Source organism: Bacillus sp. PS237 (assembly GCF_037963345.1).
GTDB classification, from domain to species: Bacteria; Bacillota; Bacilli; order Bacillales; family Bacillaceae; genus Bacillus; species Bacillus subtilis.
Map to the genome: position 1 here is coordinate 3,154,177 of NZ_CP150156.1, position 17,245 is coordinate 3,171,421.

17 protein-coding genes are annotated in these 17,245 nt (G+C 44.6%); 13 read left to right on the top strand and 4 right to left on the bottom strand.

Annotation, left to right across the window (positions count from 1 at the left end):
• Positions 1–123: 123 nt before the first annotated feature.
• A complete protein-coding gene (locus NST22_RS16455) occupies positions 124–945 on the top strand; it encodes an alpha/beta hydrolase (protein WP_003228858.1) in 822 nt (273 codons plus the stop codon).
• Positions 946–973: 28 nt separating this feature from the next.
• On the opposite strand, the gene NST22_RS16460 is transcribed toward NST22_RS16455, so the two are convergent.
• Positions 974–1,234 (bottom strand): YugE family protein, encoded by a 261-nt coding sequence (locus NST22_RS16460; protein ID WP_003242594.1) that lies wholly within the window; start codon positions 1,232–1,234, stop codon positions 974–976.
• Positions 1,235–1,320: 86 nt separating this feature from the next.
• On the opposite strand from NST22_RS16460, the gene patB reads away from it, so the two are divergent.
• From patB to kapB, 3 genes are all read left to right on the top strand, one after another.
• Positions 1,321–2,484 carry a cystathionine beta-lyase PatB gene (patB, locus tag NST22_RS16465; protein ID WP_003228854.1) on the top strand — a complete coding sequence of 388 codons (1,164 nt, stop codon included), beginning with the start codon at positions 1,321–1,323 and terminating at the stop codon, positions 2,482–2,484.
• Positions 2,485–2,609: 125 nt separating this feature from the next.
• The gene (gene kinB / locus NST22_RS16470) at positions 2,610–3,896 is read left to right on the top strand and encodes a sporulation sensor histidine kinase KinB (RefSeq protein ID WP_003228853.1); all 1,287 of its coding nucleotides are present in this window, start codon (positions 2,610–2,612) and stop codon (positions 3,894–3,896) included.
• A 45-nt stretch (positions 3,897–3,941) separates the two neighbouring features.
• Entirely contained in the window at positions 3,942–4,328 is a 387-nt protein-coding gene (kapB, locus tag NST22_RS16475; RefSeq protein ID WP_003228851.1) for a kinase-associated lipoprotein KapB, read from the top strand.
• A 26-nt stretch (positions 4,329–4,354) separates the two neighbouring features.
• On the opposite strand, the gene kapD is transcribed toward kapB, so the two are convergent.
• Together kapD and NST22_RS16485 are read right to left on the bottom strand one after the other, a co-directional pair.
• Positions 4,355–4,972 carry a 3'-5' exonuclease KapD gene (kapD, locus tag NST22_RS16480; protein WP_003228846.1) on the bottom strand — a complete coding sequence of 206 codons (618 nt, stop codon included), beginning with the start codon at positions 4,970–4,972 and terminating at the stop codon, positions 4,355–4,357.
• Positions 4,973–5,046: 74 nt separating this feature from the next.
• Positions 5,047–5,250, bottom strand: a complete 204-nt coding sequence (locus NST22_RS16485; RefSeq protein ID WP_003243502.1) for a hypothetical protein — start codon at positions 5,248–5,250, stop codon at positions 5,047–5,049.
• On the opposite strand from NST22_RS16485, the gene NST22_RS16490 reads away from it, so the two are divergent.
• The 3 genes from NST22_RS16490 to NST22_RS16500 all read left to right on the top strand — a co-directional run bounded on the left by NST22_RS16490 (position 5,183) and on the right by NST22_RS16500 (position 8,762).
• Positions 5,183–6,361, top strand: coding sequence for a multidrug efflux MFS transporter (locus NST22_RS16490; protein ID WP_003228842.1), 1,179 nt, complete (start codon positions 5,183–5,185; stop codon positions 6,359–6,361). The genes NST22_RS16485 and NST22_RS16490 overlap by 68 nt on opposite strands.
• A 92-nt stretch (positions 6,362–6,453) precedes the next feature.
• Positions 6,454–8,328 carry a transglycosylase domain-containing protein gene (locus NST22_RS16495; RefSeq protein WP_010886602.1) on the top strand — a complete coding sequence of 625 codons (1,875 nt, stop codon included), beginning with the start codon at positions 6,454–6,456 and terminating at the stop codon, positions 8,326–8,328.
• Positions 8,329–8,348: 20 nt separating this feature from the next.
• Entirely contained in the window at positions 8,349–8,762 is a 414-nt protein-coding gene (locus NST22_RS16500; RefSeq protein ID WP_003228839.1) for a thiol-disulfide oxidoreductase DCC family protein, read from the top strand.
• A 202-nt stretch (positions 8,763–8,964) separates the two neighbouring features.
• Here NST22_RS16500 and NST22_RS16505 read toward each other — a convergent pair whose 3' ends face one another.
• Positions 8,965–9,522, bottom strand: a complete 558-nt coding sequence (locus tag NST22_RS16505) for a YufK family protein (protein ID WP_003228837.1) — start codon at positions 9,520–9,522, stop codon at positions 8,965–8,967.
• A 177-nt stretch (positions 9,523–9,699) separates the two neighbouring features.
• Between NST22_RS16505 and maeL the strand changes: the two genes are divergently transcribed.
• The 6 genes from maeL to nupQ all read left to right on the top strand — a co-directional run bounded on the left by maeL (position 9,700) and on the right by nupQ (position 17,159).
• A complete protein-coding gene (gene maeL, locus NST22_RS16510; protein WP_003228835.1) occupies positions 9,700–11,301 on the top strand; it encodes a two-component system sensor histidine kinase MaeL in 1,602 nt (533 codons plus the stop codon).
• A complete protein-coding gene (gene maeM / locus NST22_RS16515) occupies positions 11,294–12,001 on the top strand; it encodes a two-component system response regulator MaeM (RefSeq protein WP_009968074.1) in 708 nt (235 codons plus the stop codon). Before maeL ends, maeM begins: the two co-directional genes overlap by 8 nt.
• A 471-nt stretch (positions 12,002–12,472) precedes the next feature.
• Entirely contained in the window at positions 12,473–13,552 is a 1,080-nt protein-coding gene (gene nupN, locus NST22_RS16520; protein WP_003228831.1) for a guanosine ABC transporter substrate-binding protein NupN, read from the top strand.
• A 75-nt stretch (positions 13,553–13,627) separates the two neighbouring features.
• Positions 13,628–15,160 (top strand): guanosine ABC transporter ATP-binding protein NupO, encoded by a 1,533-nt coding sequence (gene nupO, locus NST22_RS16525; RefSeq protein WP_003228830.1) that lies wholly within the window; start codon positions 13,628–13,630, stop codon positions 15,158–15,160.
• The gene (gene nupP / locus NST22_RS16530) at positions 15,153–16,199 is read left to right on the top strand and encodes a guanosine ABC transporter permease NupP (protein ID WP_003243735.1); all 1,047 of its coding nucleotides are present in this window, start codon (positions 15,153–15,155) and stop codon (positions 16,197–16,199) included. The genes nupO and nupP overlap by 8 nt, the downstream gene beginning before the upstream one ends.
• Positions 16,200–17,159: a guanosine ABC transporter permease NupQ gene (gene nupQ, locus NST22_RS16535; RefSeq protein WP_003228827.1), complete on the top strand. Its 960-nt coding sequence runs from the start codon at positions 16,200–16,202 to the stop codon at positions 17,157–17,159. It abuts the gene before it with no gap.
• Positions 17,160–17,245 lie beyond the last annotated feature (86 nt).

A 17,245-nucleotide genomic window follows, 5' to 3' on the forward strand; every position in this document is an offset into this window, starting at 1 on the left:
AGAAATCTCATGACATTATATCACGTTTTTTGACGAATGCTAAGAAAAAACGAGGAGAAACTTCCGCTAGAATTGACAATTTCAGGGCATAATACAACCATCAAAAAAAGGGAGTGACACAGAATGGAGGCGGTTTCACCAATAAGGCGGTTTACGGTCGATGGAGTCAATGTATACTACGAACATTATCAAAATCCCGGCAGGCAAACGCTGGTCTGCGTACACGGTTTTTTATCATCTGCATTCAGCTTCAGAAAAGTAATTCCTCTCCTTCGGGACAAGTACGACATCATCGCGCTTGATTTGCCTCCTTTCGGCCAATCTGAAAAATCAAGAACGTTTATCTATACCTATCAAAACCTTGCTAAGCTTGTCATTGGGATTTTGGAGCACTTGCAAGTGAAACAGGCTGTGCTTGTCGGGCATTCTATGGGCGGGCAGATATCGCTGTCTGCTGCTCTCCAAAAACCTGAGCTTTTTTCAAAGGTTGTGCTGCTTTGCAGTTCAGGGTATTTAAAACGTTCACACCCGACGATTATTTTCGGGACCCATATCCCGTATTTTCATCTTTACATCAAACGCTGGCTCTCGAAAGAAGGCGTGATGAAAAATTTATTAAATGTGGTGCATGACAAATCGCTGATTGATGAGGAGATGATTGACGGCTATGGCAGACCGTTTCAGGACGAGCAGATTTTCAAAGCCATGACAAGGTTTATCCGCCACAGAGAAGGAGATTTAGAACCCGAGCAATTGAAGAAAATGAACAAGCCTGCTCTATTGATTTGGGGCGAGGAGGATCGAATTGTCCCAATGGAGATCGGTAAACGGCTGCACGCAGATTTGCCTAATTCCGTGCTGTACTCACTTGGCCAGACCGGACATCTGGTGCCTGAAGAACGGCCTGAACTTATTTCTGAACACATTGCTGATTTTATCAAATAACAAAAAAACCGGTGCTGAACCGGTTTTTTTAAGGCGTGCAGGAGCTGCTGTTTTTAATGAATAAAAGCTGGCCAGCCACTTCCCGGCAGCTGGCGATCGGCAGCGTTTGTTCAAAAGAAGTTTCAAATATTTGCTGAATGCTTTTCGCCAGCAAGTCGGGATCGTTTTCATCATAGACTGCCTGCACGACATCAACAGCCTCCGTTTCGTAAAACTCTTCTCCATATTTAAACGGGTCCCATTTGGCAATGATCTTAATCATTTCCCTGACCGCATGACTTTCTTCCATATTCATCACCGCTTATAATAAAATTTGCAGTTCTATCTTATCATAGTGAAGCTTAGAAGAATAAACATACATGAGGGGGTAACAGAATGAACTTTGATAAACGAGAAGAACGCCTTGGCACCCAATCGGTCAAATGGGATAAAACAGGCGAATTATTTGGCGTGACAGACGCCCTCCCGATGTGGGTGGCAGATATGGATTTTCGCGCCCCGGAAGCGATAACTGAAGCGTTAAAAGAGCGTCTTGACCACGGTATTTTTGGTTATACAACTCCAGATCAAAAAACGAAGGATGCTGTGTGCGGATGGATGCAAAACAGGCACGGCTGGAAGGTAAATCCGGAAAGCATCACATTCAGCCCCGGCGTTGTAACAGCTTTGAGCATGGCGGTACAAGCTTTTACGGAGCCGGGCGATCAAGTAGTTGTTCAGCCTCCAGTTTATACGCCTTTTTACCATATGGTGGAGAAAAACGGCCGGCACATTTTACATAATCCGCTGCTAGAAAAAGACGGCGCATATGCAATCGATTTTGAAGATTTGGAGACAAAGCTTAGTGACCCAAGCGTTACATTGTTTATTTTATGCAATCCTCATAACCCTTCTGGGCGTTCATGGAGCCGGGAAGATTTACTGAAGCTAGGCGAATTGTGCCTTGAGCATGGCGTCACAGTTGTATCGGATGAAATCCATTCCGATTTAATGCTGTACGGACATAAACACACGCCGTTCGCTTCGCTCTCTGACGATTTCGCTGATATTTCCGTGACATGTGCTGCTCCAAGCAAAACATTTAATATCGCCGGATTGCAGGCTTCAGCGATCATTATTCCGGATCGCCTGAAGCGCGCCAAGTTTTCCGCAAGCCTTCAGCGAAATGGTTTAGGCGGACTGAACGCGTTTGCCGTCACTGCAATCGAAGCCGCGTATTCAAAAGGCGGACCGTGGCTTGATGAATTGATCACTTACATTGAGAAAAACATGAACGAAGCGGAAGCCTTTTTGAGCACCGAGCTGCCAAAGGTCAAAATGATGAAGCCGGATGCATCATACTTGATTTGGCTCGACTTCAGCGCTTACGGCTTGTCCGATGCAGAGCTTCAGCAAAGAATGCTAAAAAAAGGAAAAGTTATTTTAGAGCCCGGGACGAAATACGGGCCTGGCGGAGAAGGATTTATGCGCCTGAACGCCGGATGCTCTCTTGCAACCCTGCAGGACGGCCTGCGCCGCATCAAAGCCGCATTATCGTAAATATAGCTGTAAACGCCTTTACGTCTTCATTTGTAAAGGCGTTCTTAATAAAGGAATTTTATATTTTACTTCTAATATTTAGTGTTATAATAGATTCATATTTTATACGAAAGGATTTCACACGAATGGAAATTCTAAAAGACTATCTTCTGCACATCTGCTTTATTTTGTTTCCTATTCTTCTTTACCAAGTGTTTTGGCTTGGAAAACCTGCGATTCTTGTGCCAAAAATAAACAGCGGTTTGGTCACGCTCTTCGCCTGCGGCGCCTCCGTTTTATGCATTATTTTCCCGATTCATGAAATGGACTACATACAATACGGCCTTCAGATGATTCCCGTTATCATTTGTTTATTTTACATTAGTACCGCTTCCGGACTTACAGTCGCCGCATCTGTCCTATGTTTTGAACTGCTTTTTTACGAACCTTCCGCAATGTTTGTTTTCACTTTGCTGCCTTTTCTTATCATTATCCCAATCTTATTTCAGAAAAAATGGCCATTCATGTCCAAAGCGAAAAAACTGCTGCTGTCTTTATTGATCAGCTGCGTGGAGATTTTCCTATTTTTCGCCTCAAGCTGGATTCTTTCCGCCTTGAATATTTTAAATTTTCAAAAATCAGGAATTTTCGTTTACGAGGCGGCAGTCTCAGGGCTTTTCCGCTCCAGTGTTCTTCTATTAAGCATCTATATTATCGAAAGCATCGCCGAAAATATCGCCCTGCGTTCACAGCTTATCCATTCTGAAAAAATGACGATTGTGAGTGAACTGGCAGCGAGCGTCGCCCATGAGGTCAGGAATCCGCTGACAGTTGTCCGCGGGTTTGTCCAGCTGCTTTTTAATGACGAAACCCTACAAAACAAGTCGAGTGCGGATTACAAAAAGCTTGTACTGTCAGAGCTTGACCGGGCGCAAGGCATTATCACAAACTATCTCGATATGGCCAAACAGCAATTATACGAAAAAGAGGTTTTTGACCTATCTGCCCTTATCAAAGAGACAAGCTCCCTTATGGTGTCGTACGCCAATTACAAGTCAGTAACCGTCGAGGCTGAAACAGAACCGGACCTTTTGATATACGGAGACGCAACAAAGCTGAAGCAGGCTGTCATCAACCTGATGAAAAACAGTATTGAAGCGGTTCCTCACGGGAAGGGGATGATCCACATATCAGCCAAAAGAAACGGCCATACGATCATGATTAACATCACAGACAATGGGGTCGGGATGACAGACCATCAAATGCAAAAACTCGGCGAACCTTATTATTCCTTAAAAACGAACGGAACGGGACTCGGCCTCACCGTAACCTTTTCCATTATTGAACATCATCACGGGACCATTTCATTTAACAGCAGCTTCCAAAAAGGCACTACGGTGACCATTAAGCTTCCCGCTGATCTTCCTCACTAGCAAATCGATTGGAACTTTAATAGAATAAATGCGAGGTGATGACAGATGAGCACGTTTGAGACAGGCTCTATCGTTAAAGGATTTTACAAAACAGGTGTATACATAGGAGAAATCACGGCTTGCAGGCCGCAGCATTATTTAGTGAAAGTGAAAGCGGTTCTTACCCATCCCGCTCAGGGAGACCTTCATCATCCAAAACAGGCGGATGTGCCATTTTTTCATGAGAGAAAAGCGCTCGCATATGGTGAACAGACCAATATCCCCCACCATATGGTGAAGCCTTATGACGGTGAAGTGCCGGATTATACCGAATCTCTGCGGGAGGCGACAGCACAGATGAGAGCCAAATTGAATGAGGATGGTTCGGAGTGGGCAAAGCGCTCCCTTCATAATCTGGACATTTTAGAAAAAGAATATTTTAACCGGCCATAACCCAGTCTGACAAAAGATTGGGTTTTTTACGTCGCGCGCTTCAACAGTTCGGTTAAATCGATTCTCTCGCCGATTGTGGGCGGTTTTGGCTTTTCGAGATACTGCTTATCCTGCTCAACAAGCTTAAAAAGTTTATATGCTGTGAGAGCATCATCAAGCGCTTTATGATGGGTGCCGGTTCCGGAATCTCCATACTCTTCGGCAGCTTTCCATAAACCCGTCAATGTCCGGTCTCCAAAAAAGTTTTTGTATTCAAGCGATAAATCTCTCATTTCTCCCTTAAACGGGAAAGGGATATGGTTAAACATACAGTTTTGCTTCAGCACTTTCATATCCATGTTTCCCCACGTAATAATTGTGCTGTTTTTCTCAGGATCCAGCTCGTTTAGTTTACGGATGAAATCCTCGAATCTCATTCCTTCGTCTACCTGTTTTTGGGTTATTTTTAAAAATGATTTGCAGCGTTTCGTAAGCTTCGGGAACTTTTTCGGTCTAACATAGCTAGAAAACGTCTCAACCACTTCATCATCAATCGACTTTACAATTCCGGCTTCAATGATTTCCGGGAAGAAGTTTTGAGGACTGTACTTTCCATCAGGCATTGTAAATTCGAAATCAATAATGAGTAAGCTGTTTGTCGTCACCTTTTACACCTGCCTTTCCTCCGATCAGAAAATGCTATCTTTATAGTATATCAATTCCCCTTCTCGACATTTCTTCATTTTCTAAAAATAATGAATTTTCCCAGCCGCTTCGTTTCTTTTAAATTGTGAATCGTTTCTTTATAATTAGTAAGGAACCCGAAATAATAAGAAGGTGATGTTATTTCTATCCGTAAGAAAAACTTTGTCATTGTGTGGCTGGCGAACTTTTTTGTCTCCGCTAGCACAACGATGATCGTTCCTTTTCTCTCCTTATACATTGAGACGCTCAGCTCTTTTTCAAACGGCTTTGTGCAAAGGTGGAGCGGCTATGTGTTCGGCATTACATTTCTCATGGCGTTTTTGGTATCCCCGTTTTGGGGACGGTTCGGAGACAAACGCGGATACAAGAAAATCCTTATGGCAACCGGAACAGGCATTGCCCTCAGCATTTTCTTCATGGGCTTTGTTACATCGGTGTACCAATTGTTTTTTCTGCGTATGGCAATGGGTCTTGTAACCGGATTCATCCCGACATCTCTTGCGATGATTTCGGCACAGACTCCGAAGAGCTCAGCTGGCAAAACACTCGGCACGCTGCAAATGGGGCAAGTGTCCGGAAGCTTGTTCGGCCCGCTTTTGGGAGGCATGCTTGCTGATCGTTTCGGCTTTACGTATACCTTTTTTATCACATCCTTTGTGATTTTCTCGTCTGTTCTTCTCGTGTTATTTGGTGTCAAAGAAAAGCATCTTGCAGAGAAAACAGCCAAACGTACGTCTTACTCGAGAAAAGAAGTGCTCTCCTATATTTTTCACCATCCGGCGCTGTGGGTCATGATGCTGTTAACCATGCTGATTCAAACAGGCAATTTCAGTATCCAGCCCCTGCTCGCTTTATATGTAAATGAGCTGCACGGACCTGTCAATCTTGCCTTTTTCTCCGGCATGGCATTTTCAGCAACGGGGCTCGGAAGTTTGCTGCTGGCTAGAAAATGGGGTGATCTGGGCGACCGCTACGGCCACCGCCGCATTTTAATCGGACTTTTGCTCGCCGCCTCTTTCTTTTTTATTCCGCAGGCGCTCGCGTCCTCACTCAGCGTGCTCCTTGTTTTCAGATTTTTATTCGGAATGGCGATGGGCGGTTTGCTGCCATGCATTACGGCAGCGATCCGCGTTCAGGCTCCCGGCAGCATTCAAGGTGAAGTTCTCGGCTACAATGTCAGCTTTCGCTTTTTAGGAAACGTGCTCGGGCCTCTGCTCGGCGGAATCATATCGAGCCATTTTACCATTTCGGCCACCTTTTACGTCACGGCGTTTCTCTTTTTCGCCGGCGCCTGCATGCTTTGGATCATGCAGAAACTTCGGAAAGATTCTTATGCCAAAGCAAGCTGATTCCGAGAAAAAACTAAGGAATCTTCTAAATTTAACCTTCTCGTAATCTCAAAAGAATGGTACGATATGGCTAGAATTTAGGAGAAAAGAGAGTGACCATGTTACGAAAAATAATCGGATGGATTTTGCTCCTTTGCATAATCCCATTGTTTGCATTTACAGTTATCGCTTCCGGAAAAGAAGTAAAACAAATGAAGTCCCTGGATCAGGTGCTTGATAAAAATATTGATCTGAAAGATATCAGCCTTGTTCAGAACAGCTACATGTATGACAGGGACGGCTCCCTTGTCTCGGAAATCGTCAGCGACCACGAAAACCGTGTGCTCGTTCCATTTAACAAGATTCCCGAGGAAGTCAAACAGATTTTCTTAACATCTGAGGACCGCCATTTTTACGAGCATAAAGGCTTTGACTTTATGGGAATGGTGCGGGCTACTGCTTCTAACGTAAAAGACAAGAAAATTGACCAGGGTGCCAGCACCATCACACAGCAGCTTTCAAGAAACTTGTATTTGAGCCACGAACGCTCCTTCAGCCGCAAGCTGACAGAGCTCGCGTATTCCTATCAGCTGGAGAAAAAATATACGAAAAATGAAATTCTTGAAGCTTACTTAAATACCATTTATTTCAACAACGGTGTTTACGGCGTCGGTTCAGCAGCTCAATTCTATTTCAGCAAACCGCTGAAATCTCTCACAGTGGGAGAAATGGCTTTTATCTGTGCTATACCTAATAACCCTACATTATATGATCCTCTCAAGCATTTTGACTACACGAAAAGCCGTCAAGAACGTTTACTTAAAGGGCTAAAAGATGCCGGGGTCATTACGGACAAAGAGCTGAAAAAAGCCGTAAAACAAAAAATCAAACTGGATGTTGAAAAAAGAGAAGACAAATATCCTGACTACGTTTCCTACGTCAATGATGAATTCACTCAGCTGGTGTCTGAATCAGAAGGCTTTGATAAACGCCTTCAAAAAGCATCAGGAAAACAAAAAGAAAAGATCGAGAACGAGCTGTCCGCAAGAGTCAGCACGCTGATGAAAGACGGAGTGAAAATTTATACTGCACTTGATCCGTACATGCAAAATCAAGTTGTGGCACAAATGAATTCCAAGCTCCCGTATGCGGACGTACAGGGCGGAGCGGCTGTGATTAATCACCAGACGCATCAAATCATTGCTCTATCCGGCGGGAAAAACTATCAAAAATATGACTTTAACCGCGCCTACCAGGCGTACAGGCAGCCGGGTTCATCCATTAAGCCGCTTCTTGATTACGGCCCTTATATTGAACAGACCGGCGCGACAACAAGCAGCACCATTGATGCCAGCAAGTTTTGCAGCAAAGACTACTGTCCGCAAAACTACAATAACCGCACTTACGGCACAGTGACGCTTGATACGGCGTTTAAAAATTCATATAATACCCCGGCTATTAGAATGCTCGACCGCGTCGGCATCCAAAAGGCATTCAGTTATATTGAGCCGTATCATTTTGCCAAACTTGTCGACAGTGACTATCTTCTTCCGGCGGCGCTTGGCGGATTTACAAACGGCATGACGCCTCTTGAGATGACAAAGGCTTATACGACATTCGGAAACAGCGGAAGCTATACGCCGAGCCATGCGATTACAAAGGTGACAGACCTTAAAGGAAAAACACTTTATAAATGGAATGATAAAGCGACTCAAATATTCAGCGTCCGCACGAACATGCAGCTGAAAAAACTGATGTCTTCCGTTGTGAAAAGCGGAACAGGGAAAAAAGCATATTTCAATGCGCCTTACATCGGCGGTAAAACCGGAACATCAAATGATTATCACGATATGTGGTTTGTCGGCCTGACTGATACGTATACAATGGGTGTCTGGGTCGGAAAGGATACACCGACCAGCGTTGAATATCTTCACAGCATCAGCCCTCAGCTTTCCATCTGGAAAGGAACGCTGCAAGCGGCTTATTAAAGGATCGGAGGGGATATGGAGTGACTTCAGAACAAATTCCAAATCGCGTTTTGCTGTTTGACGGTGTCTGCAATTTATGCAATGGCGCCGTGCAGTTTATCATTAAACGTGATCCGGACGGATTGATTTCTTTCACATCGCTGCAGTCGGAAACAGGACAGAGCCTGCTGAAAAAAAGCGGGCTTCCGACTGATCGGTTTGACAGCTTTGTCTTTATTGAAGACGGCCAAGTGTACACAAAGTCAACTGCAGCCATTAAGGTTTTCAGGCATCTGCGAGGCCCATGGCGGCTCTTCGTCCTTTTTTTCGCAGTGCCGAAGCCTGTCAGAGATATGGTCTATTCTTTCATTGCCAAAAACCGCTATAAGTGGTTTGGCAAAAAAAATGAATGTATGCTCCCCTCCCCTTCCATTAAAAAAAGATTTTTACCGTAAATAAAAAATGGCTAGGAAGCTAGCCATCACAGATTGTTGACAAAATCCTAAAACGGCTTCGTTTTAGGATTTTGTCATCTATTCAGCGTGATTGAAAACTTTTGAAGTTGTGAAACGGCGGAAACCTGAGAATCTAGCCGCCGTTTCATTGCGTACAGAGCACGAAGCGCAAATCTGACCACCAAACGCTGAAATGGCTAGCTTACACAGGTAAGCTAGCCATTATGCTATTATAAAGCTTGATAAATATGAACAGAATACCGATAACAAAGGTAAACCAAAACAGCAGTTCCAATAGAATGAATCCAACTAATGACATGAGAGAAAGCGTCGAATAAATCCGGTATACGGTAAACACAAAGTAAGCGAGCGTGACGACCGCAAACCAGATCACAATCCAAATGACATTTTGCAAGAGCACAAAGGATAAAATCCCGCCGCCCAAATAAATCATGGAACCCATTCTGAGTTTTTTCAGGTTGTTCCCTTCCGGATCATTAGCAAAAAACAGCAATGACAGCTCGGTCACGGTATTTGCAATTAATTTCAGAGCGGACAGAACCATAAAATATAAAAGTGCAAAGGCAGCAAATAACGCAAGCCTGATTCCTTTCTCTGAAAAATAATCGAGCATTCCATCATACATTCCAAATGAAGACAGCATCTTCAACGCATAAAGTGAAGTTGAGATGGATAAGGACGAACTAAAAAGCAGGATCGCAATCAGCGGAAAATATCCTGTCAAATAAGTATTTTTCATATAAAAAAGTCCCTTTCTATAATCTACCTCATTTATTATGGAGGACTTAAAACACATTGACAAGATAAATTATTCCATTTTTTCTCCTTTTTACGAATTACGGGCCCAAATCTTCACAAAGCAGCATTTTGAGAGTAAAGTAGTACGCAGGAATCATAAAACGTAAGGAAGTTTTATATGAAAAAAACATTAAAACTGCAAACCAGACTCACCATATTTGTTTGTATCGTTGTATTAATCGCATTGCTCATTACGTTTTTTACAGTCGGTGCCCAAACCACCAAACGAATTAGAGATCAGGAAAAGGCCACTGCGCTGCAGACTGCTGAAATGGTAGCTGAAGCGCCGATGACAGCCGCTGCTTTAGAAAGCGGAAAAAAACAAAAGGAACTGCAGAGCTACACAAAGCGGGTTCAGAAAATTACCGGCACGGAATTTGTTGTCGTCATGGATATGAACGGTATCCGCAAAACTCATCCTGACCCGAGCAAAATCGGAAAAAAATTCAGAGGCGGTGATGAGTCCGAGGTATTAAAAGGGCATGTCCATATCAGCACAGCCTCTGGCACGCTCGGGAAATCGCAGAGAGCGTTCGTCCCTGTCTACGCGGAGAATGGAAAACAGGTCGGTGCAGTCGCGGTCGGCATCACCGTAAATGAAATTGATGAAGTGATCAGCCATAGCTTACGGCCGCTTTACTTTATTATTTGCGTCAGCATCTTCGTCGGTGTGATCGGAGCCGTTATCGTCGCCCGTACAGTGAAAAATATCATGTACGGACTTGAACCTTATGAAATTGCGACTCTGCTTGAAGAACGGAGCGCGATGCTGGAATCGACGAAGGAAGGAATACTCGCTGTCGATGAACATGGCAAAATTAAACTTGCCAACGCGGAAGCAAAACGCCTATTCGTCAAAATGGGCATCAACACAAATCCCATTGATCAGGATGTAGATGACATCTTGCCGAAAAGCCGCTTGAAAAAGGTCATTGAGACAAAAAAACCTCTTCAAGACAGAGACGTCCGCATTAACGGGCTGGAGCTTGTGTTTAATGAAGTTCCTATCCAGCTGAAAGGACAAACTGTCGGAGCGATTGCAACATTCCGCGACAAGACCGAGGTAAAACATTTAGCTGAACAGCTTTCCGGTGTTAAAATGTATGCAAACGCACTGAGAGCGCAGTCTCATGAATTTATGAACAAACTGCATGTGATATTAGGTCTCGTCCAGCTGAAAGAGTATGATGATCTTGGAGATTATATTAAAGATATAGCCATACAGCAAAAATCAGAAACAAGTGAAATTATAAATGATGTCAAAAGCTCCGTACTGGCCGGTTTTCTGCTTGGAAAGCAAAGCTTTATACGTGAGCAGGGCGCAAATCTTGATATTGAATGCAACGGTGTCATCCCGAACGCGGCAGACCCTTCTGTCATCCATGAACTTATTACAATCATCGGAAATCTCATCAACAATGGCTTAGATGCCGTTGCCGATATGCCGAAAAAACAAATCACCATGTCCATGCGCTTCCATAACAGCATACTTGATATTGAAATTACCGATACTGGAGCAGGCATGTCTGAAGAAGACCAAGCCAAAGTATTTGAACAAGGCTATTCAACAAAGGGCAAAAACCGGGGATTCGGCCTTTATTTCACACAGCAAAGCATCGAAAATTTAAAAGGCCAAATGATCCTCACAAGCGAAAAGAATGAAGGAACGACATTCAGTATTCGCATCCCGTACGAACCGAAGGAGGAAAATCATGATTAATGTACTAATAGTTGAAGATGACCCCATGGTGGGTGAATTAAATAAACGATACTTAAGCCAAATAGATGGCTTTCAGCTGAAAGGCATCGCTTCTTCCTTTCAAAGCGCTCTGCATATTTTAGGGGAGCACCATATTGACCTCATTTTGCTTGATATTTATATGCCGGGAAAAAACGGGCTGGAACTGCTGACGGAATTGAGAGCCCAAAATGAAGCGGTTGACGTGATTGTCATCTCAGCGGCCAGCGAGCTTGACGTGATCAAGAAAACACTTCGGTACGGAGCTGTTGATTATTTAATCAAACCGTTTGAATTTGAACGATTCCAAACGGCTCTGTCTGATTACAGACGAAAACAAAAGGTGTATTCAACCCATCGCAACATGAGCCAAAAAGAACTGGACGCCGAGCTTTTTCAAAAGAAAGAAGCAACAGAAAAAGTGCAGCTTCCTAAAGGCCTGACAAAAAGCACGCTGAAGCTGATCTGGTCCAGTATCCAGTCATTTGAAAATGAATCTTTTACGACAGAAGACTTGGCAAAGCACACAGAAATCTCTCAAGTATCCATACGAAAATACTTAAAGTTTCTTGAAGATATACAGGTTCTGAATGTAGAAATGGCGTACGGAACGATCGGAAGACCTGTGTTTCAGTACAACGTCAACAACAGTAACATTAACGGAATAAAGCAATATCTATAAGAAAACGCACTGCTTGCTTTGAGCAGTGCGTTTTTCTGTCATATCTCTTGCCAAGATGCTTGATTCTATTGTTGATAAGTTATACAAGAATAACAAAGGGCTTTCACATTTTTAAGCAAATAATTCTAAAAATAGATAATTTTTAAAAAATTATGCGAAATTCTATTTATTTCTTATTAGTTAAATGATAAATTATGATTGGTTAGTTGATCCCGAAAAACTAAGTCATAAGTCTTACTTCAGAAAACGATGTCACGGTTTTCCGCCCGGAACGCCTTCCGCATCCTTCTCTTCCCCGCCTTTCGAAGGAAATACTCACACCACGCTTATTCAGGGAAGAATAGAACTGTCTCAGCGCATTCCATTTGTTATTATCAGAAAATTTTATCGATTCTAAGAAATTGTTCAGGACAGCCCATCACATGACTGGCCGGATCAGCTTTGAACCAAATTTTTCTGGGGGGTTATATCTTGAATAAACGAAAAATCGGATTGGCGATGTCACTTGTGATCGCAGCAGGCACCATATTAGGAGCATGCGGAAACAGCGAAAAAAGCAGCGGCTCAGGCGAAGGCAAAAACAAATTCAGTGTGGCGATGGTTACTGACGTAGGCGGAGTGGATGACAAATCCTTCAACCAATCAGCCTGGGAAGGCATCCAAGCCTTTGGGAAAGAGAATGGGCTGAAAAAAGGCAAAAACGGTTACGACTATCTTCAATCCAAATCTGATGCAGACTATACAACGAACTTAAATAAATTGGCGCGTGAGAATTTTGACTTAATTTACGGCGTCGGCTACTTAATGGAGGATTCAATCAGCGAAATTGCTGACCAGCGTAAAAATACAAACTTTGCGATTATAGATGCTGTTGTCGATAAAGACAACGTCGCAAGTATTACGTTTAAAGAGCAGGAAGGCTCATTTCTCGTCGGAGTGGCCGCAGCCCTATCAAGCAAATCAGGAAAAATCGGCTTTGTAGGCGGCATGGAATCAGAGTTGATCAAAAAATTCGAGGTCGGCTTCCGTGCCGGCGTGCAAGCAGTTAACCCTAAAGCCGTTGTAGAAGTGAAATACGCAGGGGGTTTCGATAAAGCCGATGTCGGTAAAGCAACCGCCGAAAGCATGTATAAATCAGGCGTAGATGTTATTTATCACTCTGCGGGCGCCACTGGCACAGGCGTCTTTACTGAAGCGAAAAACCTGAAAAAAGAAGATCCAAAACGCGATGTCTGGGTCATCGGTGTCGATAAAGACCAATACGCAGAAGGCCAGGTAGAAGGAACAGATGATAACGTCACCCTCACTTCCATGGTGAAAAAAGTAGATACAGTCGTTGAAGATGTAACGAAAAAAGCGAGTGACGGAAAGTTCCCGGGCGGCGAAACACTTACCTACGGGCTTGATCAAGACGGAGTCGGCATTTCTCCATCTAAACAAAATCTATCGGATGATGTGATCAAAGCGGTCGATAAATGGAAGAAAAAAATCATCGACGGATTGGAAATCCCGGCAACTGAGAAAGAGCTGAAAACCTTCAAAGCTGAATAAGAATCGCAGGGATAAGGAGGTCGAGCCCTTATCCCTTGTTTTTCTTTTATTTTGAAATAAAGGAGCGGTCAATCAATGGAATATGTCATTGAAATGCTCAATATCCGCAAGGCGTTTCCAGGTATCGTCGCCAATGACAATATCAATCTTCAAGTCAAAAAAGGCGAAATACACGCGTTGCTCGGTGAAAACGGAGCGGGGAAATCAACATTGATGAATGTCCTTTTCGGGCTGTATCAGCCGGAGCGGGGTGAAATTCGGGTGCGCGGCGAGAAGGTGCACATCAACAGCCCGAACAAAGCGAATGACCTTGGAATTGGAATGGTGCACCAGCACTTTATGCTTGTTGACACCTTTACAGTTGCTGAAAATATTATTCTCGGGAAGGAGCCAAAGAAGTTTGGCAGAATTGACCGGAAGCGTGCTGGCCAAGAGGTGCAGGACATTTCCGATCGATACGGCCTGCAGATCCATCCTGAAGCAAAAGCAGCTGACATATCAGTCGGTATGCAGCAGCGCGCAGAAATATTAAAAACCCTCTACCGCGGTGCCGACATTCTGATTTTTGATGAACCGACGGCTGTTTTGACGCCTCATGAAATTAAGGAACTGATGCAAATTATGAAGAACCTGGTCAAAGAAGGGAAGTCCATCATCTTAATCACCCATAAGCTGAAAGAGATTATGGAGATTTGTGACCGCGTTACGGTTATCCGTAAAGGAAAAGGCATCAAAACCCTTGATGTCCGTGATACAAACCAAGACGAACTCGCCAGTCTAATGGTCGGCCGTGAGGTATCGTTCAAAACTGAAAAGAGAGCTGCTCAGCCGGGAGCGGAAGTGCTTGCGATTGACGGCATAACTGTAAAGGATACCCGCGGAATAGAGACAGTCAGAGATTTGTCTCTTTCTGTCAAAGCGGGAGAAATAGTCGGCATAGCAGGCGTCGACGGAAACGGGCAATCTGAGCTGATCGAAGCGGTGACAGGACTCCGCAAAACAGATTCAGGAACAATCACCTTAAACGGAAAACAGATCCAAAACCTGACGCCAAGAAAAATCACTGAATCCGGGATCGGGCATATTCCTCAGGATCGCCATAAACACGGTCTCGTCCTTGATTTTCCAATCGGAGAGAATATCCTGCTGCAAAGCTATTACAAAAAGCCGTATTCAGCATTGGGCGTTTTACATAAAGGCGAAATGTACAAAAAAGCACGCAGCCTGATCACTGAGTACGATGTCAGAACGCCGGATGAATATACACACGCTCGGGCATTGTCAGGCGGAAACCAGCAAAAAGCGATTATCGGGCGGGAAATAGACCGAAATCCTGATTTATTAATTGCCGCCCAGCCGACTCGCGGCCTTGATGTCGGAGCGATTGAATTTGTCCATAAAAAGCTCATTGAGCAGCGTGATGCCGGGAAAGCCGTTCTTCTCCTCTCGTTTGAGCTTGAAGAAATTATGAATCTCAGTGACAGAATCGCCGTTATTTTTGAAGGACGCATTATCGCCAGCGTTAATCCGCAGGAAACCACTGAACAGGAGCTTGGTCTCTTGATGGCAGGAAGCACGCAAAAGGAAGCGGGGAAAGCAAATGGTTAAACGACTCTCTCATTTACTCGTGCCGCTCATCGCAATCATACTTGGTCTTGCGGCCGGCGCGTTGATTATGCTTGTGAGCGGCTACAGTGTGGCTAGCGGATATTCGGCTTTGTGGAATGGGATATTCGGAGAAATCTATTATGTCGGAGAAACAATCCGGCAAATTACGCCTTATATTTTATCCGGATTGGCTGTCGCCTTTGCATTCCGAACCGGACTCTTTAATATCGGCGTCGAGGGACAGCTGCTCGTCGGCTGGACAGCAGCGGTTTGGGTCGGTACGGCGTTTGACGGACCGGCATATATTCACTTGCCGCTCGCATTGATTACAGCGGCAGCTGCAGGAGGATTATGGGGGTTTATTCCCGGCATTTTGAAAGCGCGATTTTACGTTCATGAAGTCATTGTCACCATTATGATGAATTATATCGCGCTGCACATGACCAATTACATCATTTCAAACGTCTTGACAGATCATCAGGACAAGACGGGGAAAATTCACGAATCCGCCTCCCTCCGCTCTCCTTTTCTTGAACAGATCACCGATTACTCACGGCTGCATTTGGGAATCATCGTTGCCCTTCTCGCAGCAGTTATCATGTGGTTTATCATCAACAAATCTACAAAAGGATTTGAGCTCCGGGCGGTCGGGTTTAACCAGCACGCTTCCCAGTATGCCGGCATGAGCGTGCGGAAGAATATCATGACCTCCATGCTTATCTCCGGCGCTTTTGCAGGTCTTGCCGGAGCCATGGAGGGCCTAGGGACATTCGAATACGCAGCAGTGAAAGGCGCATTTACCGGCGTAGGCTTTGACGGTATCGCTGTCGCTCTTCTCGGGGGAAACACAGCCGTAGGCGTTGTACTGGCAGCATGCCTGCTTGGCGGGCTGAAAATCGGCGCATTAAATATGCCGATTGAATCAGGCGTTCCATCAGAGGTCGTTGATATTGTGATTGCCATTATTATTCTATTTGTGGCTTCAAGCTATGCGATTCGTTTCGTCATGGGCAAATTGAAGAAAAAGGGGGCGAACTAAGTGGACATTGTGCAGATTTTATCTATCATTGTCCCTGCCACACTCGTCTATGCGGCCCCGCTTATTTTAACTGCTCTCGGCGGCGTGTTTTCCGAGAGATCAGGTGTGGTGAATATCGGCCTAGAAGGCCTCATGATTATCGGGGCGTTCACCAGCGTGTTATTTAATTTATTTTTTGGTCAGGAATTAGGTGCCGCCGCACCTTGGCTTTCGCTCCTTGCCGCCATGGCAGCAGGCGCCCTGTTTTCACTGATTCACGCGGCAGCGGCGATTTCGTTTCGCGCCGACCAGACAGTCAGCGGTGTCGCCATTAACATGCTGGCGCTTGGGGCAACTTTATTTATCGTCAAACTGATCTACGGCAAAGCGCAGACAGACAAAATTCCAGAGCCTTTTTATAAGACGAAAATCCCCGGTTTGGGCGATATTCCCGTCTTGGGAAAGATCTTCTTTTCGGATGTCTATTATACGTCTATTCTTGCAATAGCACTTGCCTTTATTTCCTGGTTTATCTTGTTCAAAACGCCGTTCGGCCTTCGTATCCGTTCTGTCGGCGAGCATCCGATGGCGGCCGATACGATGGGAATCAACGTATATAAAATGCGCTACATCGGCGTGATGATCAGCGGATTGTTCGGCGGTCTCGGCGGCGGCGTATATGCCTCCACAATTGCGCTTGATTTCACGCACTCTACCATCTCCGGGCAAGGTTTTATCGCCCTGGCAGCGCTTGTATTCGGAAAATGGCATCCGATCGGAGCACTGGGGGCCGCCCTGTTTTTCGGATTCGCCCAAAGCTTAAGCATCATTGGATCGCTGCTCCCTCTTTTTAAAGACATACCAAATGTGTATATGCTGATGGCTCCTTATATCTTAACGATTCTCGCTTTAACCGGCTTTATCGGGCGGGCAGATGCGCCAAAAGCCAATGGCGTGCCTTATATTAAAGGAAAAAGATAAACATTCTCCCCTGGGAAGACGATTCTCAGGGATTTTTTTCTAATCCAAAAGACCCCCTTAATTTAATTGTTTATTAGTTTTTTAAC